The organism is Cobetia sp. 1CM21F, from assembly GCF_023161745.1.
Classification (GTDB): Bacteria; Pseudomonadota; Gammaproteobacteria; order Pseudomonadales; family Halomonadaceae; genus Cobetia; species Cobetia amphilecti.
In genome coordinates this window covers 265,352-287,445 of sequence record NZ_JALNTQ010000001.1, presented here as the reverse complement: position 1 = coordinate 287,445, position 22,094 = coordinate 265,352, and the positions used below count along the sequence as shown (strand labels likewise).

The following is a 22,094-nucleotide window of genomic DNA, read 5'->3' as shown; positions in this document are numbered from 1 at the left end:
CCCGCTGGTGGCGTGTCGCTATTTGAACTGACTCCACTGCTTGGGCGACTGCCCGTACAGACGCTTGAATTCGCGACTGAATTGCGAGGAGCTGACATAGCCCACGGCCATGGCCGCCTCGCTGACGGTCTTGCCATTGGCGATCTGCATGGCGGCGGTGTTGAGGCGCATGGACTTCACGAACTGGATCGGCGACATCGTGGTCGCCTGCTTGAACTTGCGGTGGAAGACGGCGCGACTCATGCCGACCCGCCCGGCCATGTCTTCAATGCTGACCGGCTCATCCAGTCGGCTGGAGAGGTAATCGATTGTCCGCGCGATCTCATTGCCCACACCGAAGGCACGTCGCGCCGACTCCCCCGCCTCGCCCTTCAGGACGGCGTAATAAAGCTCCCGCAGCCGCCCTTCACCCAATATCGCCGCATCGGCGGGGCTCTGTGCCACCTGCAGCAGTCGCAACAAGGCATCGCTGAAGGCGGCGTCCCAATGCGCCAGGGCAAGCCCCGGCGGCAACGGGCCGCGGGCCGGCTGGCGCACGAGACCCGCGGCGCTTTCCATCTCGATGGCAAGCTCCGTCATCACCCGCGTATCCAGCGAGAGGTAGACACCCAGCAGCGGGGTTTCTGGCGACGCCGCGGGGGCGCCCGCCTCGACCGGCATAGAGATGGGACAGCACAGATACTGGCGGCTGTCGTAGACATGCCGCTCGCCGTCCAGTATCGCCTCCTTGGCACCGCTGACGATCACCACCACGGCGGGCTCATAGATGGCCGGCGCGCAACGCACGGGCTCCGTCATGCGAAAGAGCTGCACGCCCTTCACTGCGGTCTCTCGAATGCCTTCCTCGTGGGCGAGGCTCGCCACGAGTCGTGTGATCTTTTGTCTGCTCATGTCGCCAATCTAGCGCCATGCCTGCCTCTCATCAACAACTTGAGACGATCAGGCAACGATTGACGGCAATTTCAGCCGATCACGAACCCGGGTGAGATTTATCGTCCATTCCTCTCAGTATTGGCAGACCCGGGCACCGGCGGCTATATATGTGAAGCAGACAGGGTCGAGCTGCTGACAGGGGCGAGCAGCAGACAGGGGCGAGCTGCAGAACGGAACGAGCTGAAAGCCGGGCACAAAAAAAAGCGGCCACCCCGAAGGATGACCGCTTTTTCAAGAATTCTGGTGGAGCCTAGCGGGATCGAACCGCTGACCTCAACACTGCCAGTGTTGCGCTCTCCCAGCTGAGCTAAGGCCCCGAATCAGACTGTCATTTCGCATGTCACTTGCAGGCAAGAGGCACATGAAATCTGGACAGGCTTGTCGTGAATCATGGTGGAGCCTAGCGGGATCGAACCGCTGACCTCAACACTGCCAGTGTTGCGCTCTCCCAGCTGAGCTAAGGCCCCGTCTTCACGATGGAGCGCATGTTACAGAGCGACGAATACGTCGTCAACCTCTTATTTTTGCTGCGCTTTGTGGAGCGCGCGAAGTCTGCGGATCGCATAGTGGAGCACGGTTTCCTTAAGGGGCTCGCTCACTGCCTCACGGTCGACGACAAGGAGCAGGTAACACGCTAGCACTATATCAGTAGTGGTTATCCTGAACGCGACGCACTGGATGACAGGGCATCGACAAGCCCTTGTCCAATGGGTACATTGGATCCCGCATTCACTTCACTGCTTATTGACATCTTTACTGGAGCCGCCTTGATCAAGGTTCTTGTCGCTGACGACCACCACCTGGTGCGTACCAGCATCGTCCGTACCATTGAGCTAGAGGATGGGCTCAAGGTGATTGCAGAAGCCTCGGATGGCGAAACCGCGATCAAACTCTGCCGTGAGCACAGCCCGGATATCGTGCTCATGGACATTCGCATGCCCGGCGTCGATGGCCTGGAAGCCACACAGAAGATCGTGCGCAGCCTGCCCGACGTCAGAGTCATCGTGCTGACCGCCTATCTGGAAGAGTCCTTCGCCAAACGCCTGCTGGAAGCGGGAGCCTTCGGCTTCATCTCCAAGGGCACGCCCTTTGACGAGATGATTCGCGCCATCCATCAGGTGGCCGCTGGCGAACGCTATCTGTCCCCGGAAATCGCCCAGCGCCTGGTGTTCTCGGGCATGGACACCCAGCGCAGCAATCCCTTCGACCAGCTGTCGAGCCGAGAACTGCAGGTGGCGACGATGATCGTCAATTGCCATCGCGTCAGCGAGATCTCGGACCGCCTGCACCTGAGCCCGAAGACGGTCAACACCTACCGTTACCGCATCTTCGACAAGCTTGGCGTGACCAGCGACGTGGAGATGACGCATCTGGCCATGCGGCACCAGTTGCTGGATGACTACGTGCTGGACCGTCCTGACGAGGCCTGAACAAGCACAACTTGCCAGCCCGTCACACACTGCAGGCCCGCGCTACTCATGACACTCCCGAGCAGCGCCGACAACGCCTCATGCAACAACGCCACCTTCCCGGGTGGCGTTGTTGCATGAGGCGTTTCTGTCTGGAACGTTCATGCATGAGGCGTTTCTGTCTGAGATGTTCGTGAATGGCACGCCCTCACAGACGCGGCCATGACAGCAGGCATTGCAGCATGGCCCTGTTGCCCCCATGCCTGCGAGCAATCGCCCTTGTTTGATAGACTCGAGGCATCTCTGGACGAGGAACCTCATGGCCAAGCAGCACACTGATCCCACGATGACGGACACCACTTCTCAGTCGCCCGAGAATGAGGAGCCGGCAGGCACCACCAGCCAGCCTGATGCCCAACCTGCGTCCTCAGCGAGTGCGCAGGCTGACAGCCGCGCACGCAGTGACGCCGCGCGTGTCTCGAGCCGCCTGATCACCAGCGACGCGAGCAGTGATCTGCTGCAGGGCAGCGAGGCGACCGGCTTCGACGACCGCCATTTCCTCAAGCATGTCAGCGACGCGCCCGGCATCTATCGCATGCTGGATAGCGCCGGTGACGTGCTGTACGTGGGCAAGGCCAAGCGCCTCAAGGCGCGCCTCTCCAGCTATTTTCGCAATACCGGCCTGAATGCCAAGACCCAGGCGCTGGTCGGGCGCATCGCCGATGTGCAGGTCACCATCACGCGCAGCGAGACCGAGGCCCTGCTGCTGGAGCAGACCCTGATCAAGGAGCTGCGCCCGCCCTACAACATCCTGCTGCGCGACGACAAATCCTACCCTTACGTCTTCATCAGCCAGCATCACGACTATCCGGCGCTGGAGTTCAAGCGCGTGCGCCACAAGCGCAACGATGGACGCTACTTCGGCCCCTACCCGAGCAGCGTCGCGGTGCGCGAATCACTGACGCTGATGCAGAAGATCTTCCGCCTGCGCAATTGCGAGGATTCGGTGTTCGCCCACCGCGAGCGCCCATGCCTGCAATATCAGATCAATCGCTGCACCGCGCCGTGTGTCGACTACATCAGCAAGCAGGATTATCGCCGCGACATGGAACATGCGGTGATGTGCCTGAACGGCCAGAGCGACAAGGTCACCGATGAGCTCAGCCAGGCGATGGAAGACGCGGCCATGCGGCTGGAATTCGAGGAAGCGGCCCGACTGCGTGATCAGGTCGCCCAGCTGCGCCGCATGCAGGAGAAGCAATACGTCGACACCGGCACCGGCAACGCCGACATCCTGGCGCTGGCCGAGCGCCCCGGCGGGCTCTGCATCAGCGTGGTCTCGGTCCGTCAGGGTCGCATGCTCGGTGCGCGCCACTTCTCGCCCGGCAATGGACTGGACCTGACCAGCAGCGAACTGCTGACCAGCTTCGTCAGCCAGTACTATCTCGGCCAGGACAGGGAGATGCCCGATGAGGTGCTGACCTCGCTGGCCCTCGATGACGCCAACCTGCTGGAGGGCGCTTTGAGCGAGAAGGCCGAACGTCGGGTACGGGTCGCGCATCAGGTGCGTGGCCATCGCGCCCAGTGGCTGACACTGGCGCAGACCAACGCCGAGCAACATCTGGCCACCCAGCTGGCCAGCCGCCAGCAGCTATCCAACCGCTTCCTGTCGCTGCGCGATGCGCTGGGACTCGATGAGGTGCCCAAGCGCCTGGAATGCTTCGACATTTCCCACAGTCATGGCGAGGCGACCGTGGCCAGCTGCGTGGTCTTCGATCATGACGGGCCGATCAAGTCGGATTACCGCCGCTTCAATATCGAAGGCGTGACGGCGGGCGATGACTACGCCGCCATGCAACAGGCACTGACGCGGCGCTTCAAGCGTCTGCAGGAAGGCGAAGGCAAGCGCCCGGACATCCTGCTGGTCGATGGCGGCAAGGGGCAGCTCAACATGGCGCGTGGGGTGTTCGAGTCACTCGGCGTGACCGACATCATCCTGCTCGGGGTAGCCAAGGGCACCACCCGCAAGGCAGGGCTCGAGACGCTGTTCATCGAGACGGTGCATGACACCCTGGACCTCGACAGCCACTCGCCGGCGCTGCACTTGATCCAGCATGTGCGTGATGAATCGCACCGCTTCGCCATCGCCGGTCACCGTGCCAAGCGTGACAAGGCGCGGCGCACCTCAAGCCTGGAGGGCATCGCGGGAGTCGGCCCCAAGCGCCGCCGCGAGCTGCTCAAGTTCTTCGGCGGCCTGCAGGGAGTGAAGCAGGCCTCCAAACCGGAACTGGCGCGCGTGCCCGGCATCAGCGAATCGCTCGCCGAGCTGATCCATCAGGCGCTGCATGGCTGATGGATCAGACACTGCATGGCTGCCCCCGTGCACGACATGGCTGCCTCTGGCACCATCGATTCAACGCTCAAGGAAGAGTGACAGAGCGTTGGCTTGAATAACCTGCCGTTTGGCATGGCTGAATGCGCCGCCGGCAGGCTAGAATAGACGACTTGTGCGGCGCCAATCGATCGGCTTTCTTCAGGGTCTCGACTCGCCCTCGATTGCGCCCAGCCACCTACGCTTCATGCAAGGACTCGTGCCGTCACGATGAGCATCCCCAATATCCTGACTCTGATCCGCATCCTGTTCATTCCGCTGCTGGTGGTATGTTTCTATCTGCCTTATGCATGGAGCCTGCCGTTGACGGCGCTGCTCTTCGCACTGGCCGCCATCACCGACTGGTTCGATGGCTATCTGGCCCGCCTGTGGAATCAGACCACGCCCTTCGGCGCCTTCCTGGACCCCGTCGCCGACAAGCTGATGGTCGCGGTGGCACTGGGCCTGCTGATCGAACGCTACGACAGCCTGTGGATGACCATCCCGAGCCTGGTCATCATCGGTCGCGAGATCGTCATCTCGGCGCTGCGTGAGTGGATGGCCGAGATCGGCAAGCGCGGCAGCGTCGCGGTGTCCTGGGTCGGCAAGCTGAAGACGGCTGCCCAGATGCTGGCACTGTTCATGCTGCTGTTCTTCGCTCCGGGCAGTGTCGGGGGGGATGCCGGCCTGGCCCTGCTGTATATCTCGGCAGCGCTGACGCTGTGGTCGATGATCAGCTACCTGCGTGCCGCCTGGCCGGAACTGGTGCGCTCGGTCTGACACCCCGTTCAGCCACGAGATGCTGCGAATGCCTCAACGCCCACCGCCCCTCTGGCCGGTAGGCGTTTTCGTTTCCAGTGACCTGACTCGCGAGACAATTTTTCATTAACTGTTTGACAGCATGGGAATTATCCGTATAATTCGACCTCGAGTTCAGCGGGAATAGCTCAGTGGTAGAGCACAACCTTGCCAAGGTTGGGGCCGCGAGTTCGAATCTCGTTTCCCGCTCCAGTAACACAGGTAGCGCAACATTCACCTGATTTACTGACTCATGTATCTGCAGCAACATCAGTGGATACTCCTCGGATCAGACATCAGTTTCGACTGACATCTCGATCATTGAGGCTGGATGGCAGAGTGGTCATGCAGCGGACTGCAACTCCGTGTACGCCGGTTCGATTCCGACTCCAGCCTCCATTTCAGATACCGAAACATCCCCTGTTTCCCTCTGGAATGGCTATGACACCCACCCCCTTCGGGTCGTCACACTTCCCTTGCTTGTTTCGATTTACATTGCTGCAACCCTGACGCTTTTTCGCTTGGTTATCGTCTGATCTACGCCTTGCCAAGCCATTGCCTTGCCACATCATTTCTCTGTTTTCATCTGTCCGTGATTCTGACAGTGTTCCGGCACCCGTCAGCGACTTCCCCTGTGCGCCTTCGCGCTTGGTACTGACTATCTGTTGCCCCGCCCCTCTCCACCGCGCGCCTTTTCGCGTCGCTTGCCGCGATCATGCCGGGTGAAAATCGCTCTGCTTTCCCTCCTCAATGTCACCGCTCACGATAACCACAGACCGTCGCAATTTCATTGCATAACAGTCAGTTAAATCACGCATTCAGTAGAGTGTCATCGCCATTAAAGTTGACCTTGATCTGAAATATGATAAGTTATGCGCCAGTCTGCGCGGCCATGGTGGAATCGGTAGACACCGGAGACTTAAAATCTCCTGCCTTCGGGCGTGCCGGTTCGAGTCCGGCTGGCCGTACCAGATCAAGCAAGCGCCATACTGAATTCAAGAGCGCCGCTCCTCTCACGAGGGGCGGCGCTTTTTCATGCCTGATACTTTTCAAGCCGGTCATTTTTCATGTCTGATACTTTTCGTGTCCGATGCTTTTGGTGCCTGAGCACTGCTCCGCTCGACATGCCTCGCGCGGCCAGATGCCGAAGGAGATAGCCGTTGCTGGCAGCTCCTCGACACGAACAGTGCCGACAATCGCTCGGCCAGACGCCAGCAAGCGGCTTACATGCGACTACACTGAAGAGGTAGCGACGCCAGCGCTGGCTTCCAGCACGGCTCGCCCAGCCAACATGCATCAGTGCAGGAGCCAAACATGCTGACACTGCTCAAGAGTCCCGCCGATCACGTTGTCGCCCTGCATCTCGCAGGACATATCGATCAGGCCTCGCTCGCCCCCATCATCAAGGAATGCGACGAACGCCTGGCGCGCCATGAGCGAATCTCGTTGCTGGTGGAAATCGAACGCTTTGGCCTGATCACACCCGCCGCCCTGCTCAATGACATCGGCTATGCCCTGCGACACCTGGGAGACTTCGAGCGCGAAGCCATCATCAGCAAGGCCGACTGGCTGCGCCATGTCACCGAGTTCAGCAAGCATCTGGTGCGTTCCATCGAGGTGCGCCACTTCTCGCCCGACGAGCGCGAGGCTGCCTACGCCTGGGTCGCCGAGCCACCGCGTGGTGGCTCTGGCATCGGTGCTGGCGCCAATAAAGCCCCCACCGGCCATGATGCCCAGACCCCGGCGGCGAAACGCCATCAGGCCTGAAGCCCCCGCCATCGAATGAGCCTCCAAAGCGCCCTGCCACCGCCTCATGGCAGGGTGCGCGTCAGCACCAACCCCGCCAGCAAGAGCGCCCCCATCGCCATCGCCCAGAGCGTCATTGCGCGCTCCACTTGCGGACGCTCTGCACAGCGCAGCAGCTGGAAGACCGTGATCAAGGGCAGCATGTAGCGCGTCTCGATCAGCTCCCGCGTGCAGATCATCAAGGCGAGCATCACCAACAACAGACCACCATGGCCGAGCCGCAGCGGTGCCCTCAGCCACCAGAGCGCCATGCTGGTGGTCAGCAGCATGGTGACCCACAGCCCCACCGGGTGCTCATTGAGCCATAACAGCCAGCTATTGCGGATCGTCCAGCGCTGGAAATTGTAGTCATGCGCCACCTCAAAGCTCATCACCAGCATGACCCACACACCCGCCAGCGCCCCCAGCAGCAGAATGCCCCGCCATGGCCAGGTACCCCGGGTGCACAGACGCCACAGCAGATGCCACTGCCTCGGCAAGTCGGCCAACCACAACGGCAGAAACACCATGCCGATCACGCCCAGGTAATAGCCGAGATTGCCGGTGTGCCAACCGGCCTGATGACGCGTGGTATCGCCCATGGCAATGCCGTCGTTCCAGAGAACAAACCCGATGAAGGCGGCCACCGGAATCACGGCCACCCACCACCAGCGCACGATCAGGCCCCACCAGACGGAAAGCTGGGATAGCGGCGAGCGCAGCGGTGGCGCCATGCCGACAGCCTGCGACCGAACCCCCGTCTGCGCATGCGTCATGAACAGCAACAGACCACCCCACAGCCCGAGCAGCACGATGCTGTCCTGTCGCAAGCCGAGGCCGGCCAGGATCAGCACCAGCAACAGCAGACGCCGCTCACGCACCAGCGCGACGAGCTGCAGCGCGACCAGCACGATGATCCACGGGTCGGTATACACCAGCGCCAGATAGGGAAAGATGATCGGCAGCCATAACCACTGCCAGCTCTGACGATTCGCCTGTTGCTGGGCGCCGCTCTCATCGAGCATGGGGTCCAGGCGCCGATAGACGCTCGGCAGCGCCCGCCAGACCATGCACGCCATGACACTGAAGCCGAGCAGCGACAGGCCCCGCACCCAGTTCACCGAGGGCATTTCAGGCCAGCGCCCGGCCAGGGTGTCAGCCGCCAGAGGAAGATTGAGCCACTCCCCCAACGTCTGGAGTGCCATCAGCGTCACCGCCATGCTGGCGTGATATAGCGTCAGGGTGGTCAGCTTGGGATGCTGACTCCAGTCGCCGGCGAGAAACTGGCGAATCTGCGCGAAATGCACTCCCTCATCGACGAAAGGGATCGGCAGGAAAAGACTCACCAGCCACAGGGAAACGCTCAGGCACGCCCCCAGTGCGAGCAACACAAGCCCCACCTTCAAGGGCCAGCGATGTCTGGCGCGCGCGTATCCCATGCGCTGATCGAGTGACGACATATCCTTGTCTCCTTGTCAGATCTCCCTGAGAAAGCCGTTCACGGCCCTCTTCAAAGGGAAATCCCGTGTCACCAGTATCGGCAGGCCGACGCGGATTTTTCCAGTCTGGCCATGCACTTTGCCCCTCCAAGGCTCGCGGCAGTACAATGCGCTCAGTCTGCTTCGCTGATACGCCTGTAAAAGGCGTGCCGAAGACCTGCCTGTTCATGCTTCGCGACTGCGAAGCGTACCGATCAAAGCGACAAGTCGAGGGATCGCTGAGCCCATGCGTGCCAGTCAACTGCTGATTTCCACTCTCAAGGAAACCCCGTCCGACGCCGAAGTCGTCAGCCACCAGCTGATGCTGCGGGCCGGTTTCATCCGTCGCCTGACCTCCGGCCTCTACACCTGGATGCCACTGGGCCTGCGCACGCTGCGCAAGGTCGAGCGCATCGTGCGTGAAGAGATGGACCGCTCCGGTGCCCAGGAACTGCTGATGCCAGCCGTGCAGCCAGCCGAGCTGTGGCAGGAGTCCGGTCGCTGGGAGCAGTACGGCCCCGAGCTGCTGCGCGTCGTTGACCGTCACCAGCGCGACTACTGTGTCGGCCCGACCCACGAGGAAGTCATCACCGACCTCGCGCGTCGTGAGCTGAACAGCTACAAGCAGCTGCCGGCCAACTTCTACCAGGTCCAGACCAAGTTCCGCGACGAGATTCGTCCGCGCTTCGGTGTGATGCGCTCACGCGAGTTCGTGATGAAGGATGGTTACTCCTTCCACCTGGGCGAAGAATCCCTGAAAGAGACCTATCAGGTGATGTACGACACCTACGTGCGCATCTTCACGCGCCTGGGTCTCGACTTCCGTCCCGTCATCGCCGACAACGGCTCCATCGGTGGCACCGGGTCCCACGAATTCCACGTGCTGGCCGCCTCCGGTGAAGACGCCATCGCCTTCTCCACCGGCTCCGATTTCGCCGCCAACATCGAGAAGTGTGAAGCGCTGCCGGCACCGCTGGGCGAGACGCCTGAGCGCGCGGCACCGACCCAGGAGATGCAGCTGGTCGACACGCCGAACGCCAAGACCATCGCCGCGCTGGTCGAGCAGCACGGTCTGGACATCGAGAAGACCGTCAAGACGCTGATCGTCAAGGCGGCCGAAGGCGTCGAAGGTGGTCTGATCGCTTTGATGGTGCGTGGCGACCACGAGCTGAACGAGATCAAGGCCGAGCACCTGCCGCAGGTCGCCGAGCCGCTGACCATGGCCAGCGACGAGGAAGTGCGCGCCGCCGTCGGTGCCGGTTTCGGCTCCCTCGGTCCGGTCGGCCTCGAGATGCCGATCATCATCGATCGCAGCGTCGCGCTGATGAGCGATTTCGGTGCCGGTGCCAACATCGAAGGCAAGCACCACTTCGGCCTCAACTGGGAGCGCGATCTGCCGCTGCCGGAAATCGCCGATATCCGCAACGTCGTCGCCGGTGATCCGTCACCGGACGGCCAGGGCGTGATCGACATCGCACGCGGTATCGAGGTGGGTCACATCTTCCAGCTCGGCACCAAGTACTCCGAAGCCATGAACGCCACCGTGCTCGACGAGAACGGCAAGGCGCAGCCGCTGTCCATGGGCTGCTACGGCATCGGCGTGACCCGCGTGGTCGCCGCTGCCATCGAGCAGGGCAACGACAAGGGCGGCATCGTGCTGCCGGAAGCCATCGCGCCCTTCCAGGTCGCCATCGTGCCGATGAACGCCCACAAGTCCGTGCGCGTCAGCGAGACCGCCGAGCGCGTCTATCAGGAGCTGACCGCCGCCGGTTACGACGTGCTGCTGGATGATCGTGATCTGCGCCCGGGCAACAAGTTCGCCGACGGCGAGCTGCTGGGCATTCCGCATCGCCTGGTGATCGGTGATCGCGGTCTCGACAATGGCGAGTACGAGTACAAGGGTCGCACCGATGGCGAAGCGACCATGATCGCCGTCGACAGCCTGCTGGACTTCCTGGCCGAGCGCAGCGCGAGCTGAACTTGAGCAGCCTGAGCCACTCGCTCATGGCTGACGCTATCGCAGCACTCAAGACAGCCCGCTCCTCTTCTCGAGGGGCGGGCTGTCTCGTTATCTGCCTTCCTTGAACATCCCATTACCGTCAACGCCGCGGTAACGGCATAATGGCGCCATGACTGATACGCAGGGACTGCGCATGACCATCTCATCGATTTCCCCTTCAGCGCCGCCCGTAAAAGGCGCTGCAGGCGACACCCCACACCGCCGCCTGCGCCCGTGGCTGGCCGCTGTCCTGCTGACGTTGAGCGCCGCGTCTACCGGACTGACAAGCCCCCCGGTGCAGGCCGCCGCCGCGATCCCCGAGCATGGGCTGTCGCCGGGGCTGCGTGACAGCCTGCGCGAGGCCTTGGCCGAGCCCGAGGCCTTCGAGGACCCCATCGATGCCCTGCACTGGGTATTGAGCATGCAGCAGCGCCTGGAACGCTACATGCCCGACCGCGCCGCGCGCATCGACCTGCTGCGCAAGGTGCGCCGCGAAGCGACGCGCACAGGCCTGGCACCGGAGCTGATCCTGTCCGTCATCCAGGTCGAGAGCGCCTTCAAACCCACCGCGGTCTCCCACGCAGGTGCCCGCGGCCTGATGCAGGTCATGCCGTTCTGGAAGCGTGAGATCGGCGAGCCCGACGACAACCTGCTCGATCAGGACACCAGCCTGCGTTACGGCGCGACCATCCTTGCCCACTACCTCAAACGCGAGAAAGGCGACATCACCGATGCGCTGGCGCGCTACAACGGCAGCCTCGGCAAGACCTGGTACCCGGAGCGGGTGATGCGCGCCTGGACCACCCGCTGGTGGTATCAGGCGCCGGCGCCCTTCGTCGCCGAACGCACGCCCGAAGGCCTTGCCGACACCGCCGACGAAGATGCGTCACGACGCGCCGAGACCAGCACCACTGAGTCAGGCCAGTCCGGGTCACGCCACGGCCTCGAGCAAAGTGGTGGTGTTGAGCAAGGTGAGGGCATCGAGCAACATACTGACGCTGCGCAAGGCCAGCACGCGCTCGCCGCCGAGGACACATTCGATGGCCCTGCCAACCGCTCGCTGGCCGCCGGCGGCAGTCCCTGACAGGCCCGGCAGCGCCTGACAGACCCGACAGCAGGTGATGACAGCAGCTGTCGACGAGAAAAGCAGCAGACACGAAAAAGCCTCGCCCGGAACACCGGGCGAGGCTTTCTGCTTACCGCTTGCGATCAATCCCGCTGATCGTCAGACCAGGGTCGGGCCTGCCGCGATGATCGCCTCATCCACGCCGGCGAACTTCTTGAAGTTCTCGACGAACTTGGCTGACAGGTCACGCGCCTTGCTGTCGTAGGCGGCGCGGTCTTCCCAGGTCTCACGCGGGTCGAGCAGACTGGAATCGACGCCCGGCACGCGCACCGGCACATCCAGGTTGAGCACGTCGATGTGACGCGTCTCGATGTCCACCAGCGCACCGTTCTGGATCGCGCTGATGATGCCGCGCGTGGTCGGGATGGAGAAGCGTGAGCCGCCCTCACCGTAGGAGCCACCGGTCCAGCCGGTGTTGACCAGGTAGACGCGTGAGCCGAAGGCATCGATGCGCTTGATCAGCAGGTCGGCGTATTCACGTGCCGGACGCGGGAAGAACGGCGCGCCGAAGCAGGTGGAGAAGGTGGCTTCGAGACCGGCGGTGGAGCCCATCTCGGTGGAGCCGACCTTGGCGGTGTAGCCGGACAGGAAGTGATAGGCAGCGGCCTGCTTGCTGAGCACGGACACCGGCGGCAACACGCCGGACATGTCGCAGGTCAGGAAGACGATGGCATTCGGCTCGCCGGCACGGTTTTCCGGCACGCGCTTCTCGATGTGCTCCAGCGGGTAGGCGGCACGCGAGTTCTGGCTCAGACGATCATCGCCGTAATCCGCGCCACGACGGTCATCCAGCACCACGTTTTCCAGCACGGCACCGAACTTGATCGCGTTCCAGATCACCGGCTCGTTCTTCTGGGACAGGTCGATGCACTTGGCGTAGCAGCCGCCTTCGATGTTGAAGACGGTGCCTTCGCCCCAGCCATGCTCGTCATCACCGATCAGGTAACGCGCCGGGTCAGCGGACAGGGTGGTCTTGCCGGTGCCGGACAGGCCGAAGAACAGCGTGGTCTCGCCGTCGTCACCGACGTTGGCGGAGCAGTGCATCGGCAGCACGTCCTTTTCCGGCAGCAGGAAGTTCTGCACCGAGAACATGGCCTTCTTCATCTCACCGGCGTAACGCATGCCCGCCAGCAGGACGCGGCGACGCGCGAAGTTGATCAGCACGACGCCGTCGGAGTTGGTGCCATCACGCTGTGGCTCGCAGGTGAAGTGCGGCGCGTTGAGGATGGTCCACTCGCTCTTGTCCTTGGCATTGAAGCTGTCCGGACGCACGAACATGGTACGCGCGAACAGGTTGTGCCAGGCCGTCTCGGTGGTCACGCGGATCGGCAGGTAGTGCTCGAGGTCAGCGCCGACATGCAGCTCGGAGACGAAGCTGTCGCGCTCGCCGAGGTAGTCCTCGACGCGCTCCCACAGGGCGTCGAAACGCTCCGGGCTGAACGGGCGATTGACGCTGCCCCAGTCGATGGCGTCCGAGGTGGACGGCTCGTCGACGATGAAGCGGTCGTTCGGGGAGCGTCCGCTACGGGCGCCCGTCTCCACGACCAGCGCGCCGTTGTCGGCCAGACGTCCTTCGCCGCGAGCCACTGCCAGCTCGATCAGCTCTGCGCTGCTGAGATTGGTGTGAGTGGTCACCGCACTGTCTTGATGCTTGCTCATTCGCGTCTCCGCGGCTCAGGGCCGCCCTCTCTCTTGATGGCTGAAGCCAGATGCCCGAGGTACATGCCACAGGCTTATTTTGTGATCGATCGTTTCTGCCCGATCGCGCATGACGGCATGCCATGACACCGTCGATACCACCAGCACAGGGCATCCGGCCCTGTGCTGGCAAGGCATTATGGCAAAAAGGGTGGCGGGCGGAAACGCCCATTGTTGCAACACTTTGGCGCAGTCGCCGTCGCCTGACGGACGATGATATGTCAGACAATCATCATCCTCGTGGCCAGCCGCCGGCGCGTCGGGAAATGCTCAATGCACGACGGGGCTTTCGGCGTCAGGATCTTCGATGATCGCTTCCACTTCCGCGGCACTGAAGGAATAGCGGGTATGGCAGAAGTGACACTGGGTGGCCAGCTCGCCCTGCTCGGCGACGATCTGACGCAGCTCGTCGGCGGCGATGCTGTGCAGGGCAGCGCCCAGACGCTCGCGCGAACAGGTGCAGCCGAAACGCAGCGCCTTGGGTTCATAGATGCGCACGGTTTCTTCGTGATAGAGACGATGCAGCACTTCCTGCTGGTCCAGCGTCAGCAGCTCCTCGGCCTTGAGGGTCTCGGCCAGGTGTACGACGCGCTCCCAGGCATCCGGGTCCTTGTTGGCCTCATCGTTGGGCAGCTGCTGCAGCATCACGCCGCCGGTGCGCTTGCCATCGGCCATCAGCCACAGACGGGTCGGCAGCTGCTCTGACTGGCTGAAGTAGCTCTCCAGACAGCCGGCGAGGCTGTCCTGATCGATGGCCACGATGCCCTGATAGCGCTTGCCTTCACGCGGGTCGAGGGTGATCACGATCTGCCCCTGGCCGACCAGCTCCTGAAGGCTGGACTCTTCCGTCGGCAACACCGCTTCATCGCTGAGACGTGCGATGGCGCGCAGCTCGCCGCCGGGGTTCGACTCGGCCATCAGCTGGCGCACGATACCGGTACCGCGCACTTCCAGGGTCATGGTGCCATCGAGCTTGATGGTCTCGGTCAGCAGCGCCACGGCCGCCAGCATCTCGCCCAGCTGGCGCGAGATGGCCTGCGGGTAGGAGTGACGATCGAGCACCTCGGCGTAGGCCTTGTCGAGTGTGACGATCTCGCCACGCACGTTGGTGGCATCGAACAGGAAGCGCTGGATCTGATCGAAGCTCGGCGCGGCCGCATCGTCAGTGGAATGGGAATCTTGCATGTCGTGTTCGCTCATTGAGGGACCTCAAGGCAGGCGTGAAGGGAGAGCACGAGCGCTCCCATGTCAGGCCGCCAACAACGATGTGCTGACACACATCGGTATGGAAATTGTGCCGGTCGGTGCCAAGGCACCCGGCGGTGACTCGCGCTGGCTCAGCTATCGGCATCCTGGCGCTGGAAGCGATGGATGTTGCGACGCTGTTTCTTATCAGGACGGCCGGGAGGCGGCGTCATGCCCTGATTGCCGAGGCGACGCGTCTCGGCCTCACGCTCACGGCGCTCGCGGGACTCCTGCGTCTCCTGATAGAGCTTCTGGGCCTCGGGGGCGCCACGGCGCTGGTCGCTGAGGGCCAGCACCTCGACGACGAGGCGATCCCAGCCCTGCGGCACCTCGATCAGGGCGCCGACCTCGACGGTCTTGGAGGTTTTCACCTTGCCGCCGTTGTACTGGATCTTGCCGCCTTCGATGGCCTTCTTGGCCATGCCACGCGTCTTGAAGAAGCGCGCCGCCCACAACCACTTGTCGATACGTACCTGATCGCTCATGACGCCTCCTTGCCCTCCCCGTCGCTCGAGACTCCGGCATTGGCCACCTCGGGGCCCGCGCCCTCGGTCAGCACTGCAAAGCCGTCCAGGCCGTGCACACGCTCGAAATCACGCGCAGGGCGCTTCGAGTCCGGCTGACGCACGCCCAGCAGATGGGCAATGCCATAGGTGTGGGCACTTTCCAGCACCTGGGGATTGTCATCGATGAACAGGGTACGCGCCGGATCGAAAGGCTCGATCTCGTTGAGCTTGTGCCAGAAGGCCTGCTCTTCCTTGGCGTGGCCCAGATCCGCGGACGACACCACGGCGTCGAAGTAGTCGCCCATGCCGGTCAGCGCGAACTTGAGATCGATGCCATGGCGGTCGGCGTTGGTCGCCAGCACCACGCGTTGCGGCTGATCGCGCAGCCAGGCGAGGAAGTCCTCAGCCTCATGGCGATAGCCGATCAGATGCTGCACTTCACGCTTCAAGGCGACGACGTCGAGCTCGAGCTCACGGCTCCAGTAATCGAGGCTGTACCAGTTGAGCGTGCCGGACTCGCTGATGATGCGCGCCTTGAGATCGGCCTGCAGCGCCTCATCGAGGCGGTGCAGCTCGCAATAGCGCCTGGGCAGGTGTTCGAGCCAGAAGTGGCTGTCGAAGTGAAGGTCAAGCAGAGTGCCGTCCATGTCCAACAGCACGGTGTCGATAGTGTTCCAGTCAAGCATCGGATTCTGTCAGCCAGAGGGAAATTTGGCCTCATAGTGTAAAGCATGGCCCACGGGCGCGCATGTGCAACGAGGGGTGATGGCGGCTTGTGATTGCCCCGCTCGCGGCGGCCTGCCACGATGAGCGACAGTGTTCTCTCTTCTCATACTGCCTCGCGAGGACTTGCGATGGATGATGCGCCAGATACCGTTCGCCCGACCATGAGTCATTCAGACGCCAGCCACACGCTGACGCCGCCGCGGATCGACTCACGCCGCGAGGTCGCACGCTCGCGCCTGTTCGCCGTCGAAGCGCTGGAATTGACCTTCTCCAATGGCGCCACCCGCAGCTTCGAGCGCCTCAAGAGCGGCGGTCACGGCGCGGTGATGATCGTCGCCATGCCCGACCCCGACCACGTGCTGCTGATCCGCGAATATGCCGCTGGTCCTGAGCAATATGTGCTGACCCTGCCCAAGGGACTGATCGACCCGGGCGAGGACCCGGTGACCGCCGCCAATCGCGAATTGATGGAAGAATGCGGTTATGGCGCGCACAACATCGAGCCACTGGCCGAACTGAGCCTGGCGCCCAACTACATGGATCACCGCATGAACGTGATGCTGGCGCGCGATCTGTTCGAAAAGCGCCTGCCGGGCGATGAACCGGAACCGCTGGTCGTCGAGCGCCACCGCCTCGATGAACTGCCGGCGCTGCTGGCGCGTGAGGACTTCCACGAGGCGCGCGCGATCGCGGCGCTGTTCATGGCCCGCGAACGCCTGCTGGCCGGGGAAGATACCTACAGCCCTCGCTGGTGGTAGGGGCTTGGTGGCAAGCAACGATGACAAGCACCTGAGGGGCCAGCCACCTCTTCCCTGCCCCTCACCCCCTGCTTTACGTGCCCCCATACGACGACAAGCCCCCGCCAATGGCGGGGGCTTGTCGTTTCACTCGCGATGCGCTCAAGCGGGTCGTGCTGGCGACTCGTTCAGGCACCGCAAGATCCATTGCGGGTCTGGCCTGAGACCAGACCGTCAAGACACGCTTATTCGGTCTTCATGCTGCCATCAGCGGTGTTGGACGAACCGGATTCCGGGCTGACGCCCATGTGGTCTTCGCCCTTGTCCATGACCTTGCCATGCTTGGCGGACTCGGACTGAGCCGTACCACCTTCCACCATCATGGAATCCTTCTTGGTGTTGGCAGAACCACTCTCGGTGTTGCGTTCGGCGTCGTCATGCACCTTGCCATCTTCATGACCCGCAGCAGTACCGCCCTCTACCTTGGTGGAGTGGGCGCCAGTGTTGGCGGAACCGGTGTTGCTGGATTCGTGGTGCTCGGCAAAGGCAGCGGTGGTCGGCAGTGCCAGGGCAGTCGCGAAAAGTGCAGCAGTCAGCTTCTTCATGATCCATCCTCCAGTAGCGGTCTGTTGCAAGAGACGAGCAGATGATTCGCTCGGCCGTTGCCGGTAAGCCTTCAAGAACCCCGAGACTGGATGTCTCGAGTTCCAGGCTCCACAAGACGCTCCTAACTATCTCAACGACGTCTTGTGGTACTGCGTCAAATCTTTGCGGCGCATGTATCGAACACCCTCTAGCGCGTCGGCTACTTGTCGGAGCATTCTTCAAAAAACGTCACCAGAGTTGTACCCGAACCTGCTGATGTCATTCTTGACGAAAGCGCCAATCTGCCGAGACGTGTTGCGTCACATGCGCCCTGATGCCTAAAGATATGGAACTACAGGGCCAGACTTTCAAGCAGAGAAGGGAAAGAAAAATATCTTTCTTCCAGATTTCCTATACAAGAGTGAGATATCGGCTCGCGTTTAATTAGCGCCCATATGGGCTGCTGGCCGCTCATCAGGCGGCTTGTCGCGCATCGATTGCCTGACGCCATGCGTCAAGTGGCGCAAGATGACTTGCAGTATTTTACTCAACGAAACATTTTGTAACCCTATGACTCCACGACATCGCCCATCTCTGCGGTCATCGGCAGTGGTCGCCACACCTCCCTCTGCAAGCACCGCCATCACCTGAATGACAGGAGACTCACATGCCAGACGTGCTGATCGGGGGACTCGCAGGACAGGGACCCAAGGGCCACATCACGCTAGCCGGGGCACTGGCCAATCGTCACGGCCTGGTCGCCGGTGCGACAGGTACCGGCAAGACCGTCACGCTGCAGGTGCTGGCTGAAGAGTTTTCGCGCATGGGAGTGCCGGTGTTCACCGCCGACGTCAAGGGTGACCTCTCCGGTATCGCCGCGGCGGGTAACCCGCATCCGCGCGTCGATGAACGCCTCGCCAGCCTCGGCATCAATGACTGGCAGCCTCAGGCCGCGCCCGTCAGGCTGTGGGATCTGTTCGGCAAGAGCGGACATGCGGTGCGCGCCAGCGTGGCTTCCATGGGGCCTGAGCTGATGTCGACCCTGCTGGAATTGAACGACACCCAGAGTGGCCTGATGCACCTGGCCTTCGATCATGCCGAGCGTGAAGGGCTGGAGCTGATCGACCTCAAGGACCTGATCAGCCTGCTCAAGCATATCGAGCGTGAGCGCGAAGGCTTCGAGGAGCGCTATGGCAGTGTCAGCCCCCAGAGCCTCGGTGCCATGCTGCGCCGGGTGCATGTGCTGGCCACCCAGGGCGGCGAGCGCTTCTTCGCCGAACCGGCGCTCGACATCAATGACATGCTGGCGACCACGGACGAGGGAGACCAGACACGCGGCTTCATCAATCTGCTCGATGGGCGTGAGTTGATGCAGAGTCCACGCCTCTATACCACCTTCCTGCTGTGGTTCCTGTCGACGCTCTTTCGCACCCTCCCAGAACGCGGCGATGCCGACCGCCCGGTGCTGGTGTTCTTCTTCGACGAGGCCCACCTGCTGTTCGATGCCGCTCCCAAGGCATTGCTTGAGCGCCTCGAGCAGACGGTGCGCCTGATTCGCTCCAAGGGGGTCGGCGTCTACTTCGTGACCCAATCCCCCGCCGACATCCCCGATGACGTGCTCGGCCAGCTGGGCAACCGGATCCAGCATGCCCTGCGCGCCTTCACTCCACGCGACCAGAAGGCCGTCAAGACCGCTGCCGAGACCTTCCGCCCCAACCCGGCCCTCGATACGGCTAAGGTGATCACGGAGCTGGGCGTGGGCGAGGCACTGGTCTCGGTGCTCGACAGCAAGGGCACGCCCACCCAGGTGGAGCGCACCTTGATCGCGCCGCCGCGTGGACGGATCGGACCGTTGAGTGACAGCGAGCGCACAGCGCTGCTGGCAAGCTCATCACTGGCCGGTCGCTATGATGAGGTGATAGATCGTGAATCGGCTCACGAGCGTCTCGAGGCGCAACTGACGAGCTCGGCGACGGCCCAGGTTCGGCCGCAGGAGACGCCAGCGGCAACGCCTGACACCACGCCGCCTGCCACAGAACGGGATGGAAGCGCTCAAGCCGCTGCCAGCGCTGCCAGCCGCGACTCCGAGCAAACAAGTCCGGTGGCCGAAAGCGCCCCACGCTCCGGTGGCAGGCAGCGTCAGGGTGTCATGGAGACCCTGCTCAAGTCCGTGATGCGCGCCCTGGGGTCGCAGCTGGGACGGACGCTGATTCGCAGCCTGCTGCGCTCCTTCACTCGCCGCTGAGGCTCGCACCTTTCAGTCTGATACCACGCCAACAGCGTGACGCCTCGCCAACAGCCTGAAGCGCTCCTTGGCAAATAGAAGCTTCCCCCGGCAAGCAAGCTCTCGAGACTGAGAGACTCATCCTTCACGAAAAGCAGGACATCACCCATGGTCAAATGACCATGGGTGATGTCCTGCTTTCGCTATCCAAGGCTGCTGACATCATATCGTCGCGCAAACTTCATTCGCTCTCGGCAAGGAGACGCCATACTGATGATTGCTGCTTACCGGCAGCACAACATGACACACACGCGCTTGCCACTACTCTCGGGGAGACTTGACGATGTGCATGAGCAATGAAGCATTGGAATTGTGGCTGAACGACAACTGGTTCTCGATCGAACTAGCGTTGGAAGCCATCGATATGGAAGCGACAGCGGAACCTCAGCTGGCAGAAGCCGCCTGAGCCAACAACGATACGCATGACAACAGCGGGATCCTGCCTGCCCCACCGGTGACATCAGGTGTGAAACGGCACAGGACACGGATGACAGGACAAGCGGCACACAGACTCTGCCACGCATGACGACGCATCATGGTGGGCAGAGAAAGAACTTGTCGGGGAGGCCGTCGATCAGCCATCGACCGGCCTCCCCGTTTCTTTTGTACCACCACCAGAGTCACGGCCTGGCGCGTCTCCAATCCAGTCGCACCTCGAAAAGCCCCGCCAGTCTTACGTGTATGAACAGTTGATTTCCTGCCCCGGCAAAACGCCCGTTCATCGCTCCCAACCGCCATACTCTTTTTTTGGTCATTCCCTCTCCCCGCAACATGCAAGATAAGGATGTCACATGCTGCCTACTCCGCCCGCGCGACCACCCTCCTCGGGGCACTCGAGTCCCGTTGATACCTCAGAGCTCTCGCCACAAGCCGCCGCCGCGACTGTCTTCCTCAATGAAAATCTCGGACCCGCCCAGCTGCAAGCGCTGTTTGCCCTGACACTCGCGCCTGCGGGAACCTTCAGCGAACAGCTCAGAGAGTACCTGGTGACCGCTTGCCGCCTGCTGGGGATGACCACCGGCATCCTTGGCCACGCTGAGGCCAATCGCTATGAAATCATGGCGGCGGTCAATCCGCCGCTCGGCAAGGTCGAGGGCGCGATCGCACCGCTGAACGAGACCTACTGCAATGAAGTCGTTGAGCAGGCAGGCTGCATCGCCTACGCCAATATCGCGACCACGCCAGCACTCGAGGCTCATCCGGCCCTCAAGTCGATGCCCTTCCAGAGCTATATCGCCGCCCCGGTATGGACCGAAGGCCGTCTGACCGGCACCGTCTGCTTCGGCGACAACTCACCGCGCGCGGCAGATTTCAGCGCCAGCGATCGTGCACTGGTCGAGACACTGGCCAGCCTGCTGGGAGGCTTGATCGATCGCGAGAATGCGCGCAAGCGGCTGACCAGTGAACTGAGCAACCTGCGCCTCGCCTACCAGGAGATGGAGCTGCTATTCTCGCGCTGCCAGCTCCCGATGGCGATCATGGACTTCCATGGCCATTGGACACGTCTCAATCCAGCGCTGGCCCAACTGCTGGGGACGGAGAGGAGTGAACTGCAGCGTGGCGCGCTGGAGGATGTCTCCCACCCTGCTGACATGCAGGCCTGTCAGGAGGCGCTTCTGGCCATGCAGGCCGGCGAGATCACCCACTTCGAGCAGCCGCATCGCTATCTGGGCAGACAGGGGCAGATCATCGAAGTCATGCTGCATCTGGATGTGATCGACAGCCACTCCGGCGTCATTCTCAGCCAGCACCAGGACCTCAGCGAGCGACGCTCCCACGAGGAGAGCCTGGCCCGCATGCGGCACAAGCTGGCCAGCATGGCGCCCCCGGGTCCGGCCGTGCCGTCGGTGCTGGACAAGCTGTTGCCCGCCGAGATCTTCGAGCAACAGCTGGATGGCGAGATAGCGCGCAGTGCACGCCATGGGCAGCCACTGTCGATCCTGCTGCTCAACGTGGATGCCTTTACCGACTTCAATCGCCAGTACGGCCGCGCCGCAGGAGACCGCGCACTGCAGCAGGTCTCCACCATTCTGCGCAACGCGACACGCAAGAGCGACCTGCTCAGTCAGCGCGACGATGGCTCGCTGATTGCGGTGCTGGGCCAGACAGATTCCAGCGGCGCCATCATCCTCGCCGAGCGCGTCCGCCATGCCACGGCAGAACTGCATGGTCTCGACGGGCCGGTCACCTGCAGCATCGGGCTGACCTGCTATCACCCGGCACCCGATACGCTCACGCTGGCCAACCGTCTCGAGCTCTGCGAGCGCGCCCAGCACGCACTCAAGAAGGCCAAACGCCAGGGACGCAATCGCGTGCGCTTCCTGGAGCTTGAGCCGGTCATTCCGACGGACACCTTCGCAAGCCCCCAGTCCCCGAGCGGCTTCCCCTCGCCCGATCTGCCCTGAGTGCGGCCT

At 62.5% G+C, this 22,094-nt stretch carries 16 protein-coding genes and 5 tRNA genes; 12 read left to right on the top strand and 9 right to left on the bottom strand.

From position 1 onward, the window contains the following. Window positions 1-18 precede the first annotated feature (18 nt). The 3 genes from MSG32_RS01175 to MSG32_RS01165 form a co-directional block, all read right to left on the bottom strand. On the bottom strand, window positions 19-891 hold the full coding sequence (locus tag MSG32_RS01175) for an AraC family transcriptional regulator (protein ID WP_248377092.1): 873 nt from the start codon (window positions 889-891) through the stop codon (window positions 19-21). Between the two features lie 283 nt (window positions 892-1,174). Continuing rightward, a tRNA-Ala gene (locus tag MSG32_RS01170) sits at window positions 1,175-1,250 on the bottom strand. Window positions 1,251-1,324: 74 nt separating this feature from the next. After that, a tRNA-Ala gene (locus MSG32_RS01165) sits at window positions 1,325-1,400 on the bottom strand. A 300-nt stretch (window positions 1,401-1,700) separates the two neighbouring features. On the opposite strand from MSG32_RS01165, the gene uvrY reads away from it, so the two are divergent. From uvrY to MSG32_RS01130, 7 genes are all read left to right on the top strand, one after another. Continuing rightward, the gene (gene uvrY / locus MSG32_RS01160) at window positions 1,701-2,363 is read left to right on the top strand and encodes a UvrY/SirA/GacA family response regulator transcription factor (protein ID WP_043331360.1); all 663 of its coding nucleotides are present in this window, start codon (window positions 1,701-1,703) and stop codon (window positions 2,361-2,363) included. A gap of 298 nt (window positions 2,364-2,661) precedes the next feature. After that, window positions 2,662-4,695 (top strand): excinuclease ABC subunit UvrC, encoded by a 2,034-nt coding sequence (gene uvrC, locus MSG32_RS01155; protein WP_282459991.1) that lies wholly within the window; start codon window positions 2,662-2,664, stop codon window positions 4,693-4,695. Window positions 4,696-4,944: 249 nt separating this feature from the next. Then, the gene (gene pgsA / locus MSG32_RS01150; protein ID WP_043331361.1) at window positions 4,945-5,493 is read left to right on the top strand and encodes a CDP-diacylglycerol--glycerol-3-phosphate 3-phosphatidyltransferase; all 549 of its coding nucleotides are present in this window, start codon (window positions 4,945-4,947) and stop codon (window positions 5,491-5,493) included. A gap of 156 nt (window positions 5,494-5,649) precedes the next feature. Beyond that, window positions 5,650-5,724 (top strand) — tRNA-Gly (locus MSG32_RS01145). 112 nt (window positions 5,725-5,836) lie between these two features. After that, window positions 5,837-5,910 (top strand) — tRNA-Cys (locus tag MSG32_RS01140). 487 nt (window positions 5,911-6,397) lie between these two features. Beyond that, window positions 6,398-6,482 (top strand) — tRNA-Leu (locus MSG32_RS01135). A gap of 343 nt (window positions 6,483-6,825) precedes the next feature. Next, on the top strand, window positions 6,826-7,278 hold the full coding sequence (locus tag MSG32_RS01130; RefSeq protein ID WP_248377090.1) for an STAS/SEC14 domain-containing protein: 453 nt from the start codon (window positions 6,826-6,828) through the stop codon (window positions 7,276-7,278). Window positions 7,279-7,322: 44 nt separating this feature from the next. Here the strand turns inward: MSG32_RS01130 and MSG32_RS01125 are convergent, their stop codons facing one another. Further along, window positions 7,323-8,756 (bottom strand): Dol-P-Glc:Glc(2)Man(9)GlcNAc(2)-PP-Dol alpha-1,2-glucosyltransferase, encoded by a 1,434-nt coding sequence (locus MSG32_RS01125; RefSeq protein ID WP_248377088.1) that lies wholly within the window; start codon window positions 8,754-8,756, stop codon window positions 7,323-7,325. A gap of 265 nt (window positions 8,757-9,021) precedes the next feature. Here MSG32_RS01125 and MSG32_RS01120 point away from each other — a divergent pair, with 265 nt between their 5' ends. Together MSG32_RS01120 and MSG32_RS18050 are read left to right on the top strand one after the other, a co-directional pair. Then, window positions 9,022-10,752, top strand: coding sequence for a proline--tRNA ligase (locus MSG32_RS01120; protein ID WP_131432536.1), 1,731 nt, complete (start codon window positions 9,022-9,024; stop codon window positions 10,750-10,752). A 175-nt stretch (window positions 10,753-10,927) separates the two neighbouring features. Further along, window positions 10,928-11,857 carry a lytic transglycosylase domain-containing protein gene (locus MSG32_RS18050; RefSeq protein WP_348983947.1) on the top strand — a complete coding sequence of 310 codons (930 nt, stop codon included), beginning with the start codon at window positions 10,928-10,930 and terminating at the stop codon, window positions 11,855-11,857. A 141-nt stretch (window positions 11,858-11,998) separates the two neighbouring features. Here the strand turns inward: MSG32_RS18050 and MSG32_RS01110 are convergent, their stop codons facing one another. From MSG32_RS01110 to yrfG, 4 genes are all read right to left on the bottom strand, one after another. Then, window positions 11,999-13,558, bottom strand: a complete 1,560-nt coding sequence (locus MSG32_RS01110) for a phosphoenolpyruvate carboxykinase (RefSeq protein ID WP_248377085.1) — start codon at window positions 13,556-13,558, stop codon at window positions 11,999-12,001. A gap of 309 nt (window positions 13,559-13,867) precedes the next feature. Then, window positions 13,868-14,782 (bottom strand): Hsp33 family molecular chaperone HslO, encoded by a 915-nt coding sequence (gene hslO, locus MSG32_RS01105; RefSeq protein ID WP_248377082.1) that lies wholly within the window; start codon window positions 14,780-14,782, stop codon window positions 13,868-13,870. A 152-nt stretch (window positions 14,783-14,934) separates the two neighbouring features. Then, entirely contained in the window at window positions 14,935-15,327 is a 393-nt protein-coding gene (locus MSG32_RS01100) for a S4 domain-containing protein (protein ID WP_192837546.1), read from the bottom strand. Then, complete coding sequence (gene yrfG, locus MSG32_RS01095; RefSeq protein WP_082388286.1) at window positions 15,324-16,034, bottom strand: GMP/IMP nucleotidase; 711 nt, start codon at window positions 16,032-16,034, stop codon at window positions 15,324-15,326. The genes MSG32_RS01100 and yrfG overlap by 4 nt, the downstream gene beginning before the upstream one ends. A 201-nt stretch (window positions 16,035-16,235) precedes the next feature. Between yrfG and nudE the strand changes: the two genes are divergently transcribed. After that, entirely contained in the window at window positions 16,236-16,832 is a 597-nt protein-coding gene (gene nudE / locus MSG32_RS01090) for an ADP compounds hydrolase NudE (RefSeq protein ID WP_054555726.1), read from the top strand. A gap of 224 nt (window positions 16,833-17,056) precedes the next feature. Here nudE and MSG32_RS01085 read toward each other — a convergent pair whose 3' ends face one another. Continuing rightward, entirely contained in the window at window positions 17,057-17,416 is a 360-nt protein-coding gene (locus tag MSG32_RS01085) for a hypothetical protein (protein ID WP_054555534.1), read from the bottom strand. A gap of 647 nt (window positions 17,417-18,063) precedes the next feature. Here MSG32_RS01085 and MSG32_RS01080 point away from each other — a divergent pair. Then, complete coding sequence (locus MSG32_RS01080; protein WP_248377079.1) at window positions 18,064-19,641, top strand: helicase HerA-like domain-containing protein; 1,578 nt, start codon at window positions 18,064-18,066, stop codon at window positions 19,639-19,641. Between the two features lie 830 nt (window positions 19,642-20,471). After that, window positions 20,472-22,085, top strand: a complete 1,614-nt coding sequence (locus tag MSG32_RS01075) for a sensor domain-containing diguanylate cyclase (protein ID WP_248377076.1) — start codon at window positions 20,472-20,474, stop codon at window positions 22,083-22,085. Window positions 22,086-22,094 lie beyond the last annotated feature (9 nt).

Excerpts from the sequence above, each read along its gene's own strand:
- MSG32_RS01175 (WP_248377092.1), bottom strand. The coding sequence starts at position 891 with ATGAGCAGACAAAAGATCACACGACTCGTGGCGAGCCTCGCCCACGAG.
- uvrC (WP_282459991.1), top strand. The coding sequence starts at position 2,662 with ATGGCCAAGCAGCACACTGATCCCACGATGACGGACACCACTTCTCAG.
- pgsA (WP_043331361.1), top strand. The coding sequence starts at position 4,945 with ATGAGCATCCCCAATATCCTGACTCTGATCCGCATCCTGTTCATTCCG.
- MSG32_RS01130 (WP_248377090.1), top strand. The coding sequence starts at position 6,826 with ATGCTGACACTGCTCAAGAGTCCCGCCGATCACGTTGTCGCCCTGCAT.
- MSG32_RS01125 (WP_248377088.1), bottom strand. The coding sequence starts at position 8,756 with ATGTCGTCACTCGATCAGCGCATGGGATACGCGCGCGCCAGACATCGC.
- MSG32_RS01120 (WP_131432536.1), top strand. The coding sequence starts at position 9,022 with ATGCGTGCCAGTCAACTGCTGATTTCCACTCTCAAGGAAACCCCGTCC.
- MSG32_RS18050 (WP_348983947.1), top strand. The coding sequence starts at position 10,928 with ATGACCATCTCATCGATTTCCCCTTCAGCGCCGCCCGTAAAAGGCGCT.
- MSG32_RS01110 (WP_248377085.1), bottom strand. The coding sequence starts at position 13,558 with ATGAGCAAGCATCAAGACAGTGCGGTGACCACTCACACCAATCTCAGC.
- hslO (WP_248377082.1), bottom strand. The coding sequence starts at position 14,782 with ATGCAAGATTCCCATTCCACTGACGATGCGGCCGCGCCGAGCTTCGAT.
- MSG32_RS01100 (WP_192837546.1), bottom strand. The coding sequence starts at position 15,327 with ATGAGCGATCAGGTACGTATCGACAAGTGGTTGTGGGCGGCGCGCTTC.
- yrfG (WP_082388286.1), bottom strand. The coding sequence starts at position 16,034 with ATGCTTGACTGGAACACTATCGACACCGTGCTGTTGGACATGGACGGC.
- nudE (WP_054555726.1), top strand. The coding sequence starts at position 16,236 with ATGAGTCATTCAGACGCCAGCCACACGCTGACGCCGCCGCGGATCGAC.
- MSG32_RS01085 (WP_054555534.1), bottom strand. The coding sequence starts at position 17,416 with ATGAAGAAGCTGACTGCTGCACTTTTCGCGACTGCCCTGGCACTGCCG.
- MSG32_RS01080 (WP_248377079.1), top strand. The coding sequence starts at position 18,064 with ATGCCAGACGTGCTGATCGGGGGACTCGCAGGACAGGGACCCAAGGGC.
- MSG32_RS01075 (WP_248377076.1), top strand. The coding sequence starts at position 20,472 with ATGCTGCCTACTCCGCCCGCGCGACCACCCTCCTCGGGGCACTCGAGT.